Consider the following 19,859-nt stretch of genomic DNA (forward strand, 5'->3'; position numbering starts at 1 on the left):
ACAATTATCTTCAGCTTCTTTTTGTTACTATACCTCCATGCAGCGAATAATTTATGATCGCTGCATGGGATACTTAATTTTTAAATTCTTTCTTTATATACATACGTTGTATACAACTTAAGCCTACTAAAATATTTATATTTATTATCTATGGACCCAATAACAAATTCGGTAAAAATAATACTACACTTGGGAACATCGCTAATAAAATGATAACTGTCAAAACTGTTAATATAAAAGGTAAAGCACCTTTTGTGTACTCAACTACTCCAGTTTTAGTTATTGATAATACAGCAAACATAGTGACTCCCAGAGGTGGTGTCATACCTCCAAATGTGATAAGAACAACCAAGATTACACCGAAATGAACGGGATCAATTCCTGCCATTTCTGCAATTGGAAGAAATATAGGAGTTAACATTAAATTATTTGCAGTAGCCTCCATAAACAGACCAGCGATAAATACAAATAATAAAATTAATAAAAATAACAACTGTGGATTCTCAGTAATACCAGTAACGAATTGAGACATTGTCCTTGGGAAATTTTCAAAAGCTATAACATAACTAAAAATGGAAGCAGATGCTATAATTAACATAATCATACTGTTATCTGTTACTGCATCTTTTAAACATATTTTTAGTTTTTTCCAAGTCAGTTCCTTATGAAATAAAAATCCTACAGTCATTGCATAAACAACCGCCACTGCTCCACCTTCTGAAGCAGAAAATAAACCGAATCGAATCCCGATAATTAATAATATCGGAAATAAAATTGCCCATATACAATCCTTAAAACTAATTACAACTTCTTTTAATGTGGGCGGATTAAATTCATTATCCTGATCATAATTATTCTTTTTGGCAACAAAATATACACTTATCATTAATACCAGTGTCAAAATTATTCCAGGTATAATACCCGCAATAAAAAGTTTATTAATCGAAACTCCTCCAATAAATCCATATAGGATTAAACCAATACTTGGAGGAAATGTAGCCGTTATAATTGAACTCACAGAAATTAATCCTGTTGAAAAGCCTTTTGAATAACCTCTTCTCAACATATCATTAGTCATGATTCTACTTTGCATTGCTGCATCCGCAGTAGCAGATCCGGATATTCCACCCATCATTGCACTCAACAAAACAGAAGCTTGTGCTAGTCCACCAATCATATGACCGGTTAAATCATTTGCAAATTTTATTAATCTGCTTGTTATTCCAGAAGCATTTAAAATATGACCGGCTAATACAAAGAATGGAACTGCCAGTAATGGGAATGACTGTGTACCCGTAGCAAACTGTTGAATAGCCAGCGAATTAGGGATATCTGCTAAAAAGAAATAAGCAACACCTGAAATTCCGATTGCAAATGCAACTGGCATATTCAAAAAAAGTAAAACAAAAAATATAATTAACATGATAGTCATATCTTTATCTCCTTCGCTCTTTACCTTTATTCAACTTTGCCCTGCATCCTTCTCCATTTCCCCCAAATTTGTCCCAATGTAGTCAACAACATCAGAACACTACCTATAGGAATGGCTAAAGTTACTGTCCAATAAGGTATTGATGTTCCTGTGATAAGGCGACCTGTTGATGATATAACCATATCACTGCCATAGTAAATAAGAAAAAATAAAAACAGTATCATCAAAACATTCATTATCATTTCTGTGATTAATCTCAATTTAGGCTTTAAAAAGTAATTAATTGCATCAACACCTACATGAGCATGGTTTCTAAGAGCTTGATTAGCTCCCAAAAATATAACCCAAATAAAGACTAACTGAGCTAATCCCACTGACCAGGTTGTTGGACTGCCAAATGCACGAACAACAACTTCCATAAATACCAAACCAACTAGCAGTAATAATAACCATGTTGTTAAGCTCTCTTCTATTTTAATCCAACCAACTCTTATCTTTTCTACAATCATTGGTTCAACACCTCTAGCACTTCCTCCCTAATCTCAGTCATATCAAGCTTTTCATATACTTGTTCTGTTAACTCTCTAAATTCTTCTCTGTCTACTTCATGAAACTCAACTCCATATTCGCCCATGAGCTCTTCATACTCTCTTGATTGCTCTAAGGCTAATTCAGCAGCTGCTTCTCCGGATTTTTCAGCTTCTTCTATAACAATTTCCTGATATTCTTCAGGTAAATTATCATACCAATCTTCACTTACAATCAGTGCTGATACGAGTTGATAATGATTCGTTTTTGCAATATGATTGATTACTTCATACATACTAGATTCATAAATCGCCAGGTTATGAGCTTCTACCCCATTAATAACCCCTTGTTCTAATCCAGGATAAGCTTCTGTCCATGGCATTCCACTTGGAGAGGCTCCCATTGAAGAAATAGTCTCATCAACAATTTGTGCTCCACTGGTCCGGATAACATTACTTCTTAGATCAGCAGCAGATGTAACCTCACTTGTAGTAGCTAAATTTCTTTCTCCCAAATAATAATTAAAAGAAAGGATACGAATTCCCTGGTCGGCAAAGTCTTCTACCCATCCTTGATATAATTCAGATTCTGTAACTTTACCTATTTGATCATAACTATCAAACATATACGGTGACTGTAAGATATAAAATTCTTTTTTTAGATCTCCAAGCATTGCAGCATCTGAAATCGTACCCACACTATTCCCCATGGAGGCCTGTTCAACTAAATCCGGTACATTTGCTAACTGATCACTATGATACAATTCAACAGTAACCTCTCCTTCAGTTCTCTTTTCAACTCCCTCTTTGAATGTTTCCACTCCTTTAAATTCTGCATTCTGATCATTTTGAGTTATTCCTAATCTCAAAGTATAATCGCCAGCATCTGCATCATTATCAGAACCGCAAGCAATTAGTAAAAGTATCATACTTAACATGCTGATCATTAATAAATTCTTTGTCATCGTTCCACTCCTCTAATTTACGGTTTAACAGAAGTTCCATCAGGCGTTCTCGCCAATGTCCATTCAGGTAATGAATTAATCGGCGGATATTCTTTAGCTATTTCTTCATTAAACTCTACTCCGAGACCTGGTTGATCATTTAAATATGCATATCCTTTCTTTATTTCCAAATCATTCGGGAATACATTATCAAGAGCTTCATTGGTCGGTGTCCATTCCTGAATACCAAAATTATTAACTGCATAATCCAAATGGAAGTTAGCCATTACCCCTACCGGTGAAAGATCGCCAGGCCCATGCCATGCCGTACGTACTCCAAACATTTCTCCAAAACTAGCCAGTTTTCTTGCTGGAGTCAATCCGCCAATTGCACTTACATGAGCTCGAATAAAATCAATGCGTTTATTAATAATTAACTCCTTCCAATCATTCGGGTGTGTAAATAATTCACCCATAGCGATAGGGGTAGAAACCTGTTCTCGTAAAACCTTCAGCCAATCTGCATTTTCCGGCGAAAAAGGATCTTCAAGATAAAACAAATCATATTTTTCTAATTTTTTAGCCAAACGTATTGCTTCAATAGGTGGTATTCTTTCATGAATGTCATGAATGATTTCAAAATTATTCCCTAAACTATTACGTAGATGTTTAAATAATTCTTCTACATTTTTCGCATAAAATTCAGGATCGAAATACTCTCCACTTCTTCTGTTTTCAGGAGACTTTTTCAACTTAAAATGTTCTGCTTTTTTCATTTTCTTAGATATTAATCCTGTATCATTTGTGCCAGCACCGCCGTACATCCCCATCTGACAGCGTACATGCTGATAACCTTCTTTCAGTGCTTCTCTAACATTAGCTTCGACTTCTTCTACAGTTCCTCCATCAACATGAGGATATAAAGCAATCCCATCTCTCGACTTTCCCCCAACCAAAGAGTAAACTGGTAAATCAGCTACCTTCCCTTTAATATCCCATAAAGCCATATCAATTCCAGATATAGCATTATTAACTACTGGACCATTCCTCCAGTAACCGCTTACATTGGTTGACTGCCAGATATCTTCAATATTTTCAGGATTTTTCCCTATTAAAAATGGTTTTAAATAATCTTCTAAGGCACTTTTTACAGTAAAGGCCCGTTGTGAAAATGTGGCGCAGCCTAAACCATATAATCCCTCTTTATTTGTGATTATTTTTACAACAACTAAATTAATATTATTTGGTGCAGTAATAAATACCTTTACATCTTTAATCTCAAGTTTCTTCATTATTCATTCTCCCTAATTAATTTTTCTATCTCGCTAACCATCCACCGTCCACTGCTAATAAATGTCCATGAATATAATCAGCTAAAGATGATGCTAAAAATACGGCTGCCCCTTTCATATCATTTGGGTCCCCCCATCTCCCGGCAGGTATTCTATCTAGAATTTGTTTGCTGCGTTCTGGATCATTTATAAGTGCTGTATTCATTTCAGTAGCAAAATAGCCTGGTACAAGGGCATTAACATTCACTCCCAAGGAAGACCATTCATTAGCTAATTCTTTTGTCAGTTGACCAACTGCTCCTTTTGCTGCAGTATACGCAGGAACAAGAATACCTCCCTGAAAGGAAACTAAAGAAGCTACATTTATAATCTTTCCGCGTTGCTGAGTGGTCATTATTTTGCCTGCTTCTTGACAAAGAATCCATACAGATTTTAAATTCACATCAATCACAGCATCCCACTCGTGCTCAGGAAAATCTACTGCCGGGTATCTTCGTTGAATACCTGCACAATTTATTAATATATCAACAGATTCCATTTTTTTCTTGACTTCTGGAATTACTTCTCTGACTCTCTTTAAATCACTTAAATCGCATTCTATTATTTCACAATTTCTTCCTAATCCCTTAATTTCTTCTTGTACAGTTATGTCTGTTGAGCGTTGAATCAGTGCAATATCAGCTCCAGCTTCTGCTAATCCAATTGCTATCGCTTTTCCAATTCCCCTTGTTGCTCCAGTAACTACCGCTACTTTATTTTCTAAATTAATTTGGATAGCCATTTTTCATTCCTCCTTATAGCTCAAATAGCAATTTTAATGAATTTTTTGACTCTTTCACCAATTCGAACCCTTCTTTAAATGATTCGATTGGTAAGCGGTGACTAATCAGCCTGGAAATATCAATTCTTCCTTCCTCCATAAATTTAATTGCAGCTTCAAAATCTTTAGGGGAAAAGCATCTCGTAGTGGATAGAGAAAGTTCTCTAAAATGCATGTTTGCTAAATCAATAATCGGTGCTTTTTTATAGACACTTACAACCATAATTTCACCCTGTGTCTTAATGGCTGAGATCATTTGATTTGCAGTTATTTGGTTTCCCGCAACTTCAAAAACAACGTCTGATCCTACTCCCTTTGTTGTCATTTTTACCTTTTCAATTAAATCCATTTCCATTGAATTGACAGTGATAAGCCCATATGTTTCAGCTACCTCTAGACGATACTTACTGACATCAGAAATGATTACTTCAGCCGCGCCAGATATTTTAGCAATAATGCCAATTAGAATTCCGATTGGTCCAGCGCCTAAAATGGTAACATTATCTCCAACTTTAAATTGGGATCTTCTTACTGTGTGTATAGCAACAGCTAAAGGTTCTATTAAAGCTGCTTCATCCTCTTTTACTTTATCGGAGAGGATATGTAAATTCTCTATTGGAATTTTTGCATATTCTGCAAAACCACCTTGTAAATCGATACCAATATATTTTAAGTTCTCACAAATATGATAATTTCCTAATCTGCATGGTTCACATTCATTACAGTATCGGATTGGATTAATAGCAACTTTATCCCCTATTTTAAATGATGTGCCGCTGCTAATTTTTGTAATCTCACCTGAAAATTCATGTCCCATAACTAATGAAGTCTTTGCCCGCGGATGAACTCCAGCATAAATCATCATGTCTGTTCCACAGATACCACCATACTTCACTTTAACTAATGCCTCATCAGTAGTAATTTGAGGAACACTTAATTCTTCTAATAATAGTTGCTCTTTACCTGCATAAGTAATTGCTTTCATTATTTCAATCCACCTCTTCCAAGCATTTCTACTTAAATAGAATGTCCAGTACTGTTTTTCTGGTATCCTCAAAATGAATACGAAGAGTTCGATCAATCCCCTCCATATCTTTTTTTTGCATCGTTTCTACAATATCTTCATGTTTAACGTCTTCATATTTTTTTACCAAAAATTCCGCTTCTTCTTCTGCCATTTCCATCCTTTTTTCTGTGGCAATTAATAATGTTGTAACGACAATATTCTTAATGCCCTTCCACACATTCATAAAACGTTTATGTTTGCTGGCTTCAATAATTGCTTCATGAAAAGCAATATCGTGAAGCGAATATTCAACTAAATCATTTTTTTTTGCTGAGATCTTCATTTGTTCTAGTAAAAAATTAAGGAGCGCAAATAGAGATTCATCTCCTTCTTTTGCGCATTTTTTCATACAAAATCCCTCTAATAACAAACGTAAATCATTGATTTCCTGCAGGTCTTCTCTTGTCATCCCATGAACTACTGCACCCATCCGCTCTAAACTAACGAGGCCCTCATATTGCAAAATACGCAAAGCTTCCCGCGCTGGAGATCTGCTTGTATTATAAGTAGAAGCAATAAAATTCTCTGAGATTTTATCTCCCGTTTGAAACTTTCCTGAAATAATTTCAAATCGAATGAAATTTGCAACCTCCTCTCCTTTAGAAGAAGAAGGTAATCGATGAATTGGAAAACTCATATTATCCCTCCTTACACATCTTGTATACAACATATACAGATGGTAGCATGAATTTTCACAATTGTAAATGCTTAATTTATATTATATAAAACTTGCAGAGATACTTCTTTTTTATATTTCAGAGGGCTTGAAGTTCAAAAGCTTTATGAACTTTAAGCAAGATTAATAAAATAATTTTTTAAGAAAATTTAAATTTATCTATTTACATATAACGTCATATGATGTAATATACAAATAACATGATGTTATATTACATCATAAAATTAAGGAGGTGTAATTTACGGTTTTTGGTAAACGGTTACATTATAGGTGTGTAAAAAAAGAGGAGGAATTTTATTTATGAAAAAAGAACATGTGGAACAGATTCAAAAAGCAATTAAAGCAATTGAAGAACGACAAATCGACAATATATTCTTTGTAGCATGTGGCGGATCGATGGCATCATTATCAACTGGTGAATACTTTATTTCCAAAGATACTGCTGTACCGGCATTTGTCTATACATCAAACGAATTCATTCATCGTTCACCAAGTGCATTGGGTGAAAATAGCTTAGTTATCTTACGTTCACATTCCGGGGAAACTCCCGAAACTGTTGAAGCTTCATCATTCGCCCGTAAGAAAGGTGCATTAACCATTGCGATTTCTATGGAAGTAGAATCCCCACTTTGCCAGAATGCAGAGTACATCCTTCATTACAATTATAAAGATGGCTCAGATGCGATTGATGGCGAACTTGGTATTTTTTACACTTTACTTTTCAGAATACTTAAATTAATTACAGATAATGAAAAATATAAGCGGGCAGAAAAGCAGCTTGAAAACCTTGGCTCTTTAATTGAAAAAAATCAGGAAAAATTCAAAAAAGCTGCTGATCAATTTGGAAGAAAGAATAAACGTGAGAAATTAATTTATACAATGGCGAGCGGGGTTTACTATCATCAGGCATATTCATTCACTAGTTGTCTACTAATGGAAATGCTTTGGATTAATTCAAATGCAATACATGCTGGAGAATTCTTCCATGGTCCATTTGAAGTAACAGACTATGATGTTCCTTTCTTGCTGGTTGTTGGTGAAGGGCCAAGTACTCCACTTGATTTAAGGGCATTAGATTTTGCTGAGAAGTTCAGTGATAAAGTAGAAGTTGTTGATATTCGTGAGTTAGATTACGATGGTATTGATCCGGACTTAAAAGAGTATTTTGGAAGCGCTTTATCAGGCTCTGTTCTACGCCTTTATGCAGACGGATTAGCTGAACACACCGGTCACCCTCTATCTGTGAGACGTTATATGTGGAAAATGGATTATTAAGAATAAAATGTTTGAGAAAAGATAAAAATATATTATTTTTATCTTTTCTCTAAACACTATCTATTAAAAATCTAGTATAAAAATGGGGCGAGAGAATGAAAAAAAGAATTGGTTGTCTAATAGTCGTATTGCTACTCACTGGCATCCTGGCTGCTTGTGGTTCTAACTCTTCCAATGAGGCGGAATCAAGTGGGGATGAAGTAGTTATTGACTTCTTTCATCGTTGGCCAAATGAACCAAGAAAATCTTTCTATGATCAAAAAATTAAAGAATTTGAAGAAGCCAATCCAAACGTAAAAATTAACGTTGATTCAGTTCTGAACGATTCCTACAAAGAGAAAGTACGTGTTCTTGTTTCAAACGATGACCTGCCAGACATCTTTTCTTCCTGGTCTGATACTTTTGCTGAAAACCTTGTTAGTTCGGGCAGAATCAAACCATTAACTGACCTGATTGAAAGTGACTCGGATTGGAGCGGTAAAATTATTGAATCGCAATACGAAGGATTCACCTTTGATGACACAACGTATGGTATACCATTTACCATTGATGGAAAAGCCTTTTTCTACAATAAGGAAATTTTTGAAGAAGTAGGCGTCGATGCGCCTGAAACCTATGATGAATTCATTGAAGTTCTTGATGAACTGCAAGCAGCAGGCTATGAGACACCGCTTGTGGAAGGTTTAACAGATGCTTGGGCAATCTCACATTATATGGGAACTATTTTTCACCGTGTAGTAGAACCGGAAATCTTAGCACAAGACTATAATCCAGAAACTGCGGCATTTACAGATGAAAGTTATATTAAAGGGTTGGAAATCTTTCAAGAACTGACTACCTATATGGGCGAAGTTTCCACAGCGATCGATCATGAAGCTGCACGTAATATGTTTTCCGCCGGTGAAGTACCTGTCCTTTACATGCAATTTGCAGAAATTTTAATGGTAGAAGATGCAGGAGATGTGGATTTTGGGTTCTTTAATTTTCCAGAAGTAACCGATGGAAATGGCAGTGCTGATTCCTTAACTGGTGCTCCAGAAGGCTGGATGTTAAGCGAAAATGCTCCAAAAGAAGCTGAAGAATTTTTAAAATTCTTAACTTCTGAAGAAACAGCTGCTGAATTTACAGAAGTAGACGGACAGTTAAATGCGATTGAAGGCGGGGTAACGGAAGAAAATGCAAACCCAACGAGCTACGAGGCATACCAAATTGTTTTAGATTCCTCCGAAACAGCCCCTTGGTTTGATAATGCTGTCGATATTACCACCGCTGATATCTTTATGCGCGGAGGACAAGATTTAGCGATTGGTCAAACAACACCAGAGCAAATAATAGAAGAAGTTCAAAGTCAAGTTGCAAATTAAAAGGAAACAACAATTAAATAGCTTGCCCTGACATCTGAATGTCGGGGCTTTCCACTTATTTTGAAAAGGAAAGTAGGTTTAATTTATGAAGAAAAAATTTCCTTTAACACCTATTTTATTTTTACTACCTTCTGTTTTCTTTTTAGCTGTTTTCATTTATATACCATTAGTACAAAATTTTTATAACAGCTTTTTTGATTTTAATGTATTTTCCAATTCGAAGGAATTCGTTGGGCTAGCACAAATAAAAAAGCTCTTTCAAGATGACATAGTTATGGTTTCTATCATGAATAACTTTAAGTATGCGATTATATCAGTGATTTTCCAAATTTTCTTTGCATTAATTTTAGCAAGTATTTTAGAAGATAAACTATTTCGGAAAGTCGCTCCTACGCTAAGAGTAATCTATTTTATTCCGGTAATGATATCTATTTCCGTAATTGCTCTGCTATTCAGTTTTATTTATAATCCGCAAATGGGATTATTAAATAGTTTTCTTGAGCTGGTGGGTTTGGATACATGGGCGCGTCCGTGGCTTGGAGACTCGACTTCAGCTATTTATAGTGTTATTGCGATGTCTCAATGGCAAAGCATCGGTCTGATCACCATGCTTTTTATTGTAGCTATCCAAAAGATTCCTAACGAATTATATGAAGCTGCTGATATAGACGGTGCCGGACGGATTCGAAAATTTTTCAGTGTTACACTTCCCCAGGTAAAAGAAACGATGTTTGTAAATTTATTAATTACCGTTACTGGATCCATACTAGTTTTCAATGAACCATTTATTTTAACAAATGGCGGTCCTGGAAACAGCTCCATGACACTCGCAGTGCATATGTATCAAACAGGATTCTCCAGAGACAATATGGGGTACGCGTCAACAATCGCAACACTTACCTTTCTTTTATCTGCCATTTTTGCATTAATTCAAATTAAAGTGTCTAAGACCGGAAAGGAAGATTGATAATGAAAGAGAATATAAATTCAAAGCAATATTCCAATTCCCGTCAGAAAGAGCCTAAATCTGCAAAAATCCAAACAAGAATATTTAAATACAGTACATTAATTGGCCTCGGGATTTTTGCATTAATCATTCTTTACCCGCTGTTTTGGATGTTGATTTCTTCATTTAAGAGCTATGAAGAAATTTACTCTGATGTATGGAATCTGCCAGGCACCTGGAATTTTTCAAACTACACATTAGCCTGGGAGCAAGGTATACAAAATTACTTTATAAATAGTCTTTATGTAACAGGTTTTGCTATCCTAATTACCGTCACAATCGGTTCGATGGCAGCATTTACTTTATCCCGTTACCACAATCGCTGGATTGACATAGCACTGTTGTTTATCATCGGTGGTCTAATGATGAATCCGCAAGTAGCGTTAATTCCATTGTTTGAGATATTAACATTTTTTAATTTAATCGATACACGCTGGGCATTAATTTTAACTTATGTCGCATATCGATTACCTTTAACTATCATTCTTATTCGGGCGTTTTTCTTAACTGTTCCAAAAGAACTTTCTGAGTCAGCTTTATTGGATGGATGCAGTGAATTTGGTATCTATCGGAGAATTTATCTGCCTTTATCCATTCCTGTAGTTGTTACAACAGTTATTTTAAATGCATTCTTTGCCTGGAATGAGTTTTTATTTGCTACAGTATTTATCAACTCCAGTGATTTAAAAACAATTCCATCCGGCTTAATGGTTTTTCGTGACGCATTAAGAACCGACTGGGGTGTGCTGTTGTCAGGTATGGTTATTGCTTCCATACCAATGATTATTCTATTAATTTTTTTACAAAAATACTTAGTAAGAGGGCTTGCAGAAGGTTCTGTGAAAGGATAGTGAAAAATGAAATTAATTACTATTGGAGATAATGTAGTGGACTGTTATTTAGACCGAAAAGAGTACTTCCCGGGCGGAAATTGTGTCAATGTAGCCGTAAATGCCAAACGCAATAGGGCTGAAGAAGTTGCCTATATCGGTATTTTTGCAAATGATGCTCCTGCCAAGCATCTGCAATTTGCGTTAAAGCAAGAAGGAATTGATTATCATTATTCCCGGATTGCTGCTGGTATTACAGGGCAACCAAAAGTAAATCTGTCTCCTGATGGAGATCGTATTTTTGTAGGCGGTCCAAAAAACACAGTACAGCATCGTTTTAAAATTCAGCTCACCCTAGAGGAATTGGATTATATTCGGCAATTTGATTTATGCCATGTGAGCTGTTATTCATCAATGGAAAGCGAGCTTCCAAAATTAGCTGAAGTGATTAAAATTGCTTATGACTTCTCTGATAATAAAGCGTTAGATTATATTGAATCTATTGCTCCATATATTTCCTATGCATTCTTTTCAGCTGCAGAGTTGTCAGAAGATAATTTGGAAACTTTCATTTCTTCTATACAAGCATTTCAGTTTGAAGTGATTGTTATTACCAGAGGCGGCAATCCAGCTATCGTTATTTCCAAGCAGGGTCGGTTCTATCAAAAGCTGAATAAAATTAATGTGATTGATACAATGGGAGCAGGAGATAGTTTTATAGCGGGTTTTTTAACGTCATATATAGAGAATAAAAATATCTTATCAGCAATCGAACAAGGTACGAAATCAGCTGAAAATACGTGTCAAGTCTATGGTGGCTTTGGTTATCCTCAACCTTTGATTGATTAGTTAACGAATACCCTAGTTTGATGTATAATGTAAGAGAATACTTACATTATAGGAGCTAATTTTATGAAGGAAGATAATTTGAACGGCGGGCAAAACTATTTGTACGAAGAAATTATGACAGGAATTAAGGAATATATTAATGAAAATCAACTCCAGCCCGGAGATCGTATCCCTACTGAAAAAGAATTAGGCAAGTTATTTAAAGCCAGTCGCATTTCTATTAGACGAGCAATCAAAGAGCTTGTAGATGAAGGTGTATTGAAGATTATTCATGGGAGAGGAACCTTTGTAAACAAGAAGCGTAAAGAAATACATCTGCTGCATTTGCAAGGGTTCTCTGAAGGTCTGACGTCAGATAATGATAAGATATCAAAAGAGATTGTTTCTATGAAAAAAATAAGTAACAATAAAAAAGTAAACAGTATATTTGAGAATAAATATACTGAGTTTATTGAGCTTATCCGCAAAGTATATCGTAACGATCAAATTTTAAGTATGGATTATGCTTATCTTCCGACTGCTATTTATCCAAATATAGAAGATAAAATAAAAAAAGAAAGCTCAACTTTTAAAATTATTCACGATGATTATAGAATTGCATTTAAAACAGTTAAGAAAGAACTGGAAATTGTTCCGGCTACGGAAGAATTGCAAAAACATCTTAACATCAGTAGATTAACGCCACTTATATTAGTAGAAAAAATTATTTATAACGAACATCATCAACCTGTGCATTACTCCGAGTACTACCTTATCTCAGATGCTGTCAAATTAAGAATTGAAAATAACTTACCTTAGTCTACAGCTTAGAAATGCCAAATTATTTTGTTTATAAGGCAGGAGCTATCAATATGGTAAAGTTTGATCAGTAAAATAAGCAATGGTTAGTTAAAATTTTCAGTAAAACCATTGCTTATTTTATATCACTATTTTTATCAATCTGATTGGATAGTAATCAAACTGATCTGACTCTGATTAAGAAATCTTATCGGTAACGCAGAAGTTCCCAATCCGCTGTCAATATATAAATAACGCTCATCGCCTAATGGATATATCCCCTTCTGCAATTCCGGCAATAGTCCCTCATCCGGAGCAACAAGCGCTCCTATAAATGGCAATCTTACCTGCCCTCCATGTGTATGACCGCTTAGTACGATATCAGCATCAACATCAGGATATTTTTGAACAACGATTGGAGCGTGGGAAAGTAAGATAGTATATTTATCTGTATCTAAATCAGCAAAGGCCAAGGTCATATCTTCATGCTCTGTGGATACATCACTCACACCAACTATATTAAATAGCTGGCCGTTTTTTTCAAATTGCGTATTTTCATTACTTAGAGTGATAATCCCTCTGTCCTTTAATCCAGCTAAAAATGCTTCTTTTTCAAGATTTTCATGCTCGTGATTACCAGTGACAAAATACGTATCCGGGTTTATCCGCACTAATTCTTCTGCAAGCTGATAAGCTATCTCCAGATTTTCTGTTTTCCGGTCAATTAAATCACCTGTTAAAACAATGATATCAGCATCAAGTTCCTTCACTTTTTCAAGTACTGCACTGTTCTCTGCCCCAAATACACGGCTATGTACATCTGTTATTTGCAGTATCTTCAGCTCTGTGCCTTCCTCCAGCTTGTCACTTTGAAACTGCTCTTTATTTATCTTAGATGTAGCAGTATCAAAATATATTTTAATAGTTACTAACAGCATTGCCAGCAGCAGAACAATAAAAATAATCCACTTTCTTAAACCGCTTTTGATTTTTGTTTTTTTCTTCATCAACTCTTAACCTCTTTATCCATCTATCTTTTAGATTACTCCCACAATTATACATCAAATTATCTATGTATATAGAAAGAGAAAGTTTATAATGTTAGCTTTCTCCAATAAAAAACACCAGTATCTTTATTATACTGATGTTTTAATATTTTTAGGAAAATAATTTTTTTAAATAATATGGCATTTGCTTTCTCCACCAGATCCAATCATGAGAAACATCTTCGCCCCACTCATCAAACCAGGCTGGAATTTGCTTTTCTTCAAAAGCTTCTTTTAACGAACGGTAAGAAGGCAGACCATCCTGCTCCCAGTCACCTAATCCTGTACACATTATAATATTGGCAGAGCGGTAACGGTCGATAAACCAGCCATCATTTTGATTCCAGATATAATCACTTGGTGAATTTTCATATACGAGCGGATCATTTCCATAATCTCCAAAAAAGAAACGTGCATCATATACGCCGCTAAGCGCAACCATTGTTTGAAATACATCCGGATGTCTCAGGAAAAAGTTCAGCGCATGATAAGCACCCATACTGCATCCTGTTGTCATCATTGGATCAAACCAGTTTGTTTTATGTTTAATAAATGGAACTGCTTCTGAAATCACATAACGCTCATATGCCTCATGTGCAAGTGCACGATCATGCGGAGACTTTGAATCATGCAGCCAGCTTTCACTGTCTACACTGGCTAGTGCAAAAAATTGCACTTTACCTGCTTCAATAAATTCCTGGCATGCATCAATCATCCCGAAATCATAATATTCAAAATGCGTTCCGCCAGATGATGGAAAAACAATAATCGGCATACCACTGTGTCCATATCTGTTTAACGGCATCTCACGCCCTAACTCTCCGCTCCAATGACTTAACTGTTCCATATGCATAGTCAAATCCCCTGTCTATGTTCTTTATTTTTTTCGTTCATGCACAAAGCGGGTGATTTCATCCACTTCTGTCTCTGTATCCGCATTGATGGCATAAAATTGATTTCCTTGAAGATGAGCGAATGCTTCTGGTATACGCTCGGCAAACTTTACCCTGTCCCCAAATTTATCACGGATTGTTTTTGTATCATTTTGGTATTGATAGGCATCACGCTGTGTAACTCCAATACAATATTGGTTTGGAACATCCGGTTCCTTAAACTCTCCTCCAGTTACCAATGAAGCATACTGCGCAAATAAATCGATGGAGTAGGCATAGTTATACATATCAATTGTATAACCTCCAGCCAGACGATTATTATATTCAAGTGCTACATAATCTCCATTTTCCAATTGAAAAAACTCAATATGGAAAAAACGTTCCTTCATTCCAAAGGTTTTTACAATTGCTCGTCCATATTCTTCAAGCTTCGGATCAATTTCTTTTTGAATCACATAAAATAAATCCAGCTGACCTTGGACAAGCTCCAGCGTTGGTACATTATATGTAAAGCTTGTCTGAAAAACAATATTTCCTTTTTGATCAGTTAACCCATCAAATGTGCAAAGCTTTCCCCCTTCAACATAAGGCTCCAGAAAATAAGCTGTTGCTTCCTTCCATTCTTCTTCAAAACGATGTACATCATCTTTCGAATTCAGTTTAAATGTAGCGGCAGAACCAACTCCATTATCCGGTTTCGCAATAACTGGCAGACCCAATTTTTCAACGGCTTTCGCTAAATCCTTTTTGTTTTTGACAACGCGCCCCTCTACCACTGGTACACCAGCTTTTTTGAACAGTTTCTTCATTTCTGATTTAAATTTTACTTTTTTTAGGTCTTTTAATTTATTTCCAAATACATTAAATTGCTCACGAAGTTTGGCATCAAGCTCTAACCAGTGTTCATTATTCGATTCAATCCGGTCAATGGGACCATGTTTATAAAATAAAAATGCAACAGCGCGTTTCACTTCGTCAACATCTTCCAAATCATTGACACGATAATACTCTGTCAGTGATTTTTGTAATTCAGAGCCTAATTGATCATACGGCTCTTCACCAATTCCTAACACGTTGACACCTGCATCGTTTAAACGGTGGGCAAAGGGCTGAAAATTATTGGGATAATATGGTGATATTAAAATATAATTCATCATAAAACTCCTTTCCTGATTCCCGCAATAATCAGTAGTTTAATTGTTAAAATACCATTTTTTCAATTTAAAATCAATCTAATTTTTCGAAAATTGTCAAAATAGATGAATAAATGTAGTTATACATTACATTTGTATATTATCTGCCGTCCAAGACCAGCTAAATATTGGATGGCAGATGTTTTTTATCAATATTTTATACACATATTTCTTAAGACCATTTCTCACTGAGGAATCGGAAACATTCCGGCAAATGCCTTGACCAGGCTTCTTCATTATGCTCTTCATCCGCAAAAATATTTAAATGAATATTATCAATGGGAATATTGCCTTTAACCAGCTGCTTATAATATTTCAGTGAACAATCAATATACGCCTGCTTCATATTCCCATACATTAACTGCCGGTCCGCATCATCACCCTCTTGCGTGCCGACTTGAATATACACACGTTGTTCATGGTCCAAAGGCTCTCTATCAATATAGTGATCAAAAGCTGTGCTTGTAATCCAATTTGCCAGTGAAAAAATACCAAGACAGCCAATTTGGTCTTTATATTCAATCCCCATAAAAGCAGAAATATTTCCACCTAGAGAACTGCCAATCATCGCTGTATGATATTTATCAGACTTAGTCCGGTAATGTTGATCAATAAAAGGCTTCACAACTGTCATGATAAACTCAGCAAATTCAGCACCTCTTCCCCCCAATTCAATATCCTCAGGGAGAGGACTTTCTGTAATTTTCCAGGGTGTATATTCATTTATGCGATCCTGCTCACCGTTGTCTATGCCGACAATAATCATCTTTGGCAAATCAGGATTTCGTTTTATTGCAGGGATAACCTTCCATGAATAACCGCTATAGGCTTCACTGCTGTAAAAAACATTTTGTCCATCATGCATATAAACAACGGGATAGTGCCTATTCTTTTCTTTACCATAATTCTTTGGCAATAGCACGCGTATCCGGCGCTTGTCATTTTTATAATTCATAGTCAGCTCGTGTGTTTCCAATTTCAAATAAAAATAGGAGTGTCTCATTTCAAATTCCTCATTCCATCAAGATTCTTTGAATCTCATTTCTTTATCCCGCATAATTTTGATGAGATGAATAATCAAATGCTGCTATTCCATTTCATTAAATTTCTGCGAATAGTTCTCAATCTCCCCCATAGAGGATTCAATTTCAGTAATACTCAGCTGATTTTCTTCTAAGGATTGCTGTATATGACTGCTGTTCTCTGAAATAAGTGTCATTGATTCAGAAACCCGGCTTAAAATATCTTCTGTTTTCGCCGTTTGTTCACGGACTGCTCTTACTTCCTCCTGTGTTTCCTTAATTGCTTCTCGACTATTTGCAACTTGTTCATTCGTTTCAAGGATTAAATCACTTACTTCTGCCACAGCTGCTGCCGATTGTACAGCCAGCTTACGGACCTCTTCTGCCACTACTGCAAACCCTTTACCCTGTTCTCCTACTCTGGCAGCCTCAATGGACGCGTTTAATGCTAACAGATTTGTCTGTCCGGCGATAGATTCAACGATAGAAATAACAGATTTAATTTTCTCAGCACTGTTTGTTAACTGCTCCAGCCTCTCCACAACAAGCACCATCTGATTATCTAAATTGGACATTCCTGTATTCGTTGTCTTCGTTTGCTCCATTCCAAGCTGCGCTGACTGGCTTGTTGCAGCAGCGATTTCTTCCCCTTGTCTGGAAATCTGATTTATCCGGTTTGCCTGACTGACCATTTTCATCACAGATTGGTTAGTCTCTGTTGATAAATAGCTTAATCTTTCTGCTGTTTCTTTCATTGAGCTTATTAAATTCTGGTTCTTTTCATCCATAATTGCTCTTTTTTCTTCTGTATCTATCTCAAAAGCTTCCAGAACGATCTGCTGTTCGAAATTTAACAGCTTATTTGTCACTTGAACAGCATGGAGAAAGTTTTCCTTATCCTTATATGTATCAGCTAACAGTATAGAAATTTGAAAGAAAATCTCTTGAAATGAAGCAATATACCATTTTGGCTTCAACCCAATATGAACGTGAACTTTAGCAATTCTGCGGCGTTTATCAATAAAATCTTGATTTATTTCCCCTGAAAACATCTCGATAACATGCCTTGTCAGTGTTTGTTTTAAACGGCTGATCGAACTATTTGTTTCAATAATTCCTATTAATTCAGGGACTAAAGATAAATTATCGTAGAAAGCATCTATAATTGTTTCTATATTTTCTTTGATAATAGGCTGCAGTAACTTCGCAACAGCCAGATCCTGTTCTGTTATTTTTGATATTTGCAATTGTAAGGTTAAATCCATTTGCTGCAGCTCATCTAAAACTACATTCACCTCTTTACTGCTTTCCAATAAATTTCCCTCTGTCACATCTTTCCGAAAAATACTCCTCATCCAAACCACTCCCGATGTTTATTCTACAAACTAACATTGCCTTCCATGCTGTAAATCCTTGAGAAAACGTCAATACACCGGTAATCTTACAGAGTGATTAATCATGCTTACAAAAATAATTACAAGCTGTTAATACGCACTTTTATTACCAGAATTCTTTATTTCTCTTTAAAGGAAAAATTCACCATACGTATATGTTTTAGTTCCTGCTAATTTATTCATTAATATTCCCTTTATTTAAGTAAAACCTTTATCCCTTTATTTAAATGCTATTATACAGGATTTAAGTGAAAAAATGCGCTTCATTATCTAAAATAAATATTTCTTAAAAGAAAATAAACCGAAAGAACTACAGTTAATCCTTTTTTATTTCCTTATTAAAGAAAATGAATAATTTCATAGGTGCTTGTAAACATTTTTTGTACGATAGTTTCTTACTATCGATAAAATCCTTTTATACAAAAAAGGGCACCGAATTTCAAAACGGTGACCCTCTTACAAATTTATTTAATTTGCCTGTCCAAATTTCATTTACAGGTTCTAACTATTCTTCCTGCGGTTTTTCAGCATAGGTTATTTCAGGATCTTCATTATTCGCGTCAAGCGCTTCTTTAATCGCTTTACGTAAATCACGTTCTACAGCCCATTGCTCCATGGATTCTGTTTTTGCAATAATCCGTAAAGTTATTTCCGCTGAACCAAATGTTTGCACACCAAGTACATCCGGCCCCTCTACAATCTTAGAGTTCTTTTCTTTCATTTCATCGCACACTGTTTGCAATATACTAACCGCATTATCAATATTGTCACTATATGGAATTGCTATATCTACCAGAGCCTGCATATTTCCACGGGAGTGATTGCTTAAAGAGCTGACCTCTCTGTTCGGTACATAGTTTAAAGTACCATCAAAGCTCCGTATTTGCATGGTACGCAGACCAACTTCTTCGACAACACCATCATATCCGGCAGCTGTAACATAATCACCGACATCAACCTGCTTCTCTAACAACAGGAAAAATCCTGTAACAATATCACTAACCAGCCCTTGAGCCCCAAACCCGATAGCCAGACCAACAACACCAGCCCCGGCAATCAATCCTGTAGCGTTAATATCAAAAATACCGAGTACAACTACTAATGTTACGAAAAATAAAACATACGAAAAAGCACTAATTGTTAAAGACTGTAAGGTTTTTGTTCTGCCAGCCGACATTTTCTTCTTAACCTGTGCTTTGGAAAATGAATTTCGAATAAATCTCTTTCCAATAGCCCGTGCAATATAAAATACAATAAGTGTTACTATCAATTTTAAAATTATTAAACCCGCATTTAATAGAAGCTGCTCCCAATTTATATTTTCTATCCAATCCAATTCCATCATCTCCTCTTTACTACTGCTCTCAATGATTGATGATTATATCAAATGAAGAATCCAATGTAAAATAAGAAAAGATTCAGTACTAGTAATTCTCAAAATAAAATCTGCTGT

At 35.6% G+C, this 19,859-nt stretch carries 19 protein-coding genes; 6 read left to right on the forward strand and 13 right to left on the reverse strand.

All coding sequences use genetic code 11. The features are described from left to right. Window positions 1-148: 148 nt before the first annotated feature. Genes OSO01_RS02625 through OSO01_RS02655 form a run of 7 tightly spaced genes read right to left on the reverse strand, consistent with a single transcriptional unit; the run spans window position 149 to window position 6,718 of the window. Window positions 149-1,432: a TRAP transporter large permease gene (locus OSO01_RS02625; RefSeq protein ID WP_147208343.1), complete on the reverse strand. Its 1,284-nt coding sequence runs from the start codon at window positions 1,430-1,432 to the stop codon at window positions 149-151. A 26-nt stretch (window positions 1,433-1,458) separates the two neighbouring features. Beyond that, complete coding sequence (locus OSO01_RS02630) at window positions 1,459-1,941, reverse strand: TRAP transporter small permease (protein ID WP_147208345.1); 483 nt, start codon at window positions 1,939-1,941, stop codon at window positions 1,459-1,461. Then, entirely contained in the window at window positions 1,938-2,924 is a 987-nt protein-coding gene (locus OSO01_RS02635) for a C4-dicarboxylate TRAP transporter substrate-binding protein (RefSeq protein WP_147208347.1), read from the reverse strand. Before OSO01_RS02635 ends, OSO01_RS02630 begins: the two co-directional genes overlap by 4 nt. A gap of 17 nt (window positions 2,925-2,941) precedes the next feature. Next, on the reverse strand, window positions 2,942-4,195 hold the full coding sequence (locus OSO01_RS02640) for an enolase C-terminal domain-like protein (protein ID WP_147208349.1): 1,254 nt from the start codon (window positions 4,193-4,195) through the stop codon (window positions 2,942-2,944). Between the two features lie 25 nt (window positions 4,196-4,220). Further along, a complete protein-coding gene (locus OSO01_RS02645; protein WP_147208351.1) occupies window positions 4,221-4,976 on the reverse strand; it encodes an SDR family oxidoreductase in 756 nt (251 codons plus the stop codon). 13 nt (window positions 4,977-4,989) lie between these two features. After that, entirely contained in the window at window positions 4,990-6,000 is a 1,011-nt protein-coding gene (locus OSO01_RS02650; RefSeq protein ID WP_147208353.1) for a zinc-dependent alcohol dehydrogenase, read from the reverse strand. 28 nt (window positions 6,001-6,028) lie between these two features. Continuing rightward, window positions 6,029-6,718: a GntR family transcriptional regulator gene (locus tag OSO01_RS02655; protein ID WP_186813526.1), complete on the reverse strand. Its 690-nt coding sequence runs from the start codon at window positions 6,716-6,718 to the stop codon at window positions 6,029-6,031. 339 nt (window positions 6,719-7,057) lie between these two features. Here OSO01_RS02655 and OSO01_RS02660 point away from each other — a divergent pair, with 339 nt between their 5' ends. The 6 genes from OSO01_RS02660 (at window position 7,058) to OSO01_RS02685 (ending at window position 12,879) form a co-directional block, all read left to right on the forward strand. After that, window positions 7,058-8,032: an SIS domain-containing protein gene (locus tag OSO01_RS02660; protein ID WP_147208356.1), complete on the forward strand. Its 975-nt coding sequence runs from the start codon at window positions 7,058-7,060 to the stop codon at window positions 8,030-8,032. 95 nt (window positions 8,033-8,127) lie between these two features. Continuing rightward, on the forward strand, window positions 8,128-9,396 hold the full coding sequence (locus OSO01_RS02665; RefSeq protein ID WP_147208358.1) for an ABC transporter substrate-binding protein: 1,269 nt from the start codon (window positions 8,128-8,130) through the stop codon (window positions 9,394-9,396). An 85-nt stretch (window positions 9,397-9,481) separates the two neighbouring features. After that, window positions 9,482-10,363, forward strand: coding sequence for a carbohydrate ABC transporter permease (locus OSO01_RS02670; RefSeq protein ID WP_147208360.1), 882 nt, complete (start codon window positions 9,482-9,484; stop codon window positions 10,361-10,363). A 2-nt stretch (window positions 10,364-10,365) separates the two neighbouring features. Then, window positions 10,366-11,253 (forward strand): carbohydrate ABC transporter permease, encoded by an 888-nt coding sequence (locus OSO01_RS02675; protein WP_147208362.1) that lies wholly within the window; start codon window positions 10,366-10,368, stop codon window positions 11,251-11,253. Window positions 11,254-11,259: 6 nt separating this feature from the next. Beyond that, entirely contained in the window at window positions 11,260-12,081 is an 822-nt protein-coding gene (locus OSO01_RS02680) for a PfkB family carbohydrate kinase (RefSeq protein ID WP_147208364.1), read from the forward strand. A 63-nt stretch (window positions 12,082-12,144) separates the two neighbouring features. Then, window positions 12,145-12,879 carry a GntR family transcriptional regulator gene (locus OSO01_RS02685; RefSeq protein ID WP_147208366.1) on the forward strand — a complete coding sequence of 245 codons (735 nt, stop codon included), beginning with the start codon at window positions 12,145-12,147 and terminating at the stop codon, window positions 12,877-12,879. A 137-nt stretch (window positions 12,880-13,016) separates the two neighbouring features. On the opposite strand, the gene OSO01_RS02690 is transcribed toward OSO01_RS02685, so the two are convergent. From OSO01_RS02690 to OSO01_RS02715, 6 genes are all read right to left on the reverse strand, one after another. Further along, window positions 13,017-13,865: a metallophosphoesterase gene (locus tag OSO01_RS02690; protein ID WP_147208368.1), complete on the reverse strand. Its 849-nt coding sequence runs from the start codon at window positions 13,863-13,865 to the stop codon at window positions 13,017-13,019. 151 nt (window positions 13,866-14,016) lie between these two features. After that, window positions 14,017-14,757 carry an esterase family protein gene (locus tag OSO01_RS02695; RefSeq protein WP_147208370.1) on the reverse strand — a complete coding sequence of 247 codons (741 nt, stop codon included), beginning with the start codon at window positions 14,755-14,757 and terminating at the stop codon, window positions 14,017-14,019. Between the two features lie 24 nt (window positions 14,758-14,781). Next, entirely contained in the window at window positions 14,782-15,951 is a 1,170-nt protein-coding gene (locus OSO01_RS02700) for an ATP-grasp domain-containing protein (RefSeq protein ID WP_147208807.1), read from the reverse strand. 211 nt (window positions 15,952-16,162) lie between these two features. Further along, on the reverse strand, window positions 16,163-16,993 hold the full coding sequence (locus OSO01_RS02705; RefSeq protein ID WP_147208372.1) for an alpha/beta hydrolase: 831 nt from the start codon (window positions 16,991-16,993) through the stop codon (window positions 16,163-16,165). An 84-nt stretch (window positions 16,994-17,077) separates the two neighbouring features. Beyond that, the gene (locus OSO01_RS02710; RefSeq protein WP_147208374.1) at window positions 17,078-18,367 is read right to left on the reverse strand and encodes a globin-coupled sensor protein; all 1,290 of its coding nucleotides are present in this window, start codon (window positions 18,365-18,367) and stop codon (window positions 17,078-17,080) included. Between the two features lie 544 nt (window positions 18,368-18,911). Beyond that, window positions 18,912-19,748, reverse strand: a complete 837-nt coding sequence (locus OSO01_RS02715) for a mechanosensitive ion channel family protein (protein WP_281289811.1) — start codon at window positions 19,746-19,748, stop codon at window positions 18,912-18,914. Window positions 19,749-19,859: the final 111 nt, after the last annotated feature.

The sequence above is a fragment of the Oceanobacillus sojae genome, from assembly GCF_007991515.1.
GTDB classification, from domain to species: domain Bacteria; phylum Bacillota; class Bacilli; order Bacillales; family Amphibacillaceae; genus Oceanobacillus; species Oceanobacillus sojae.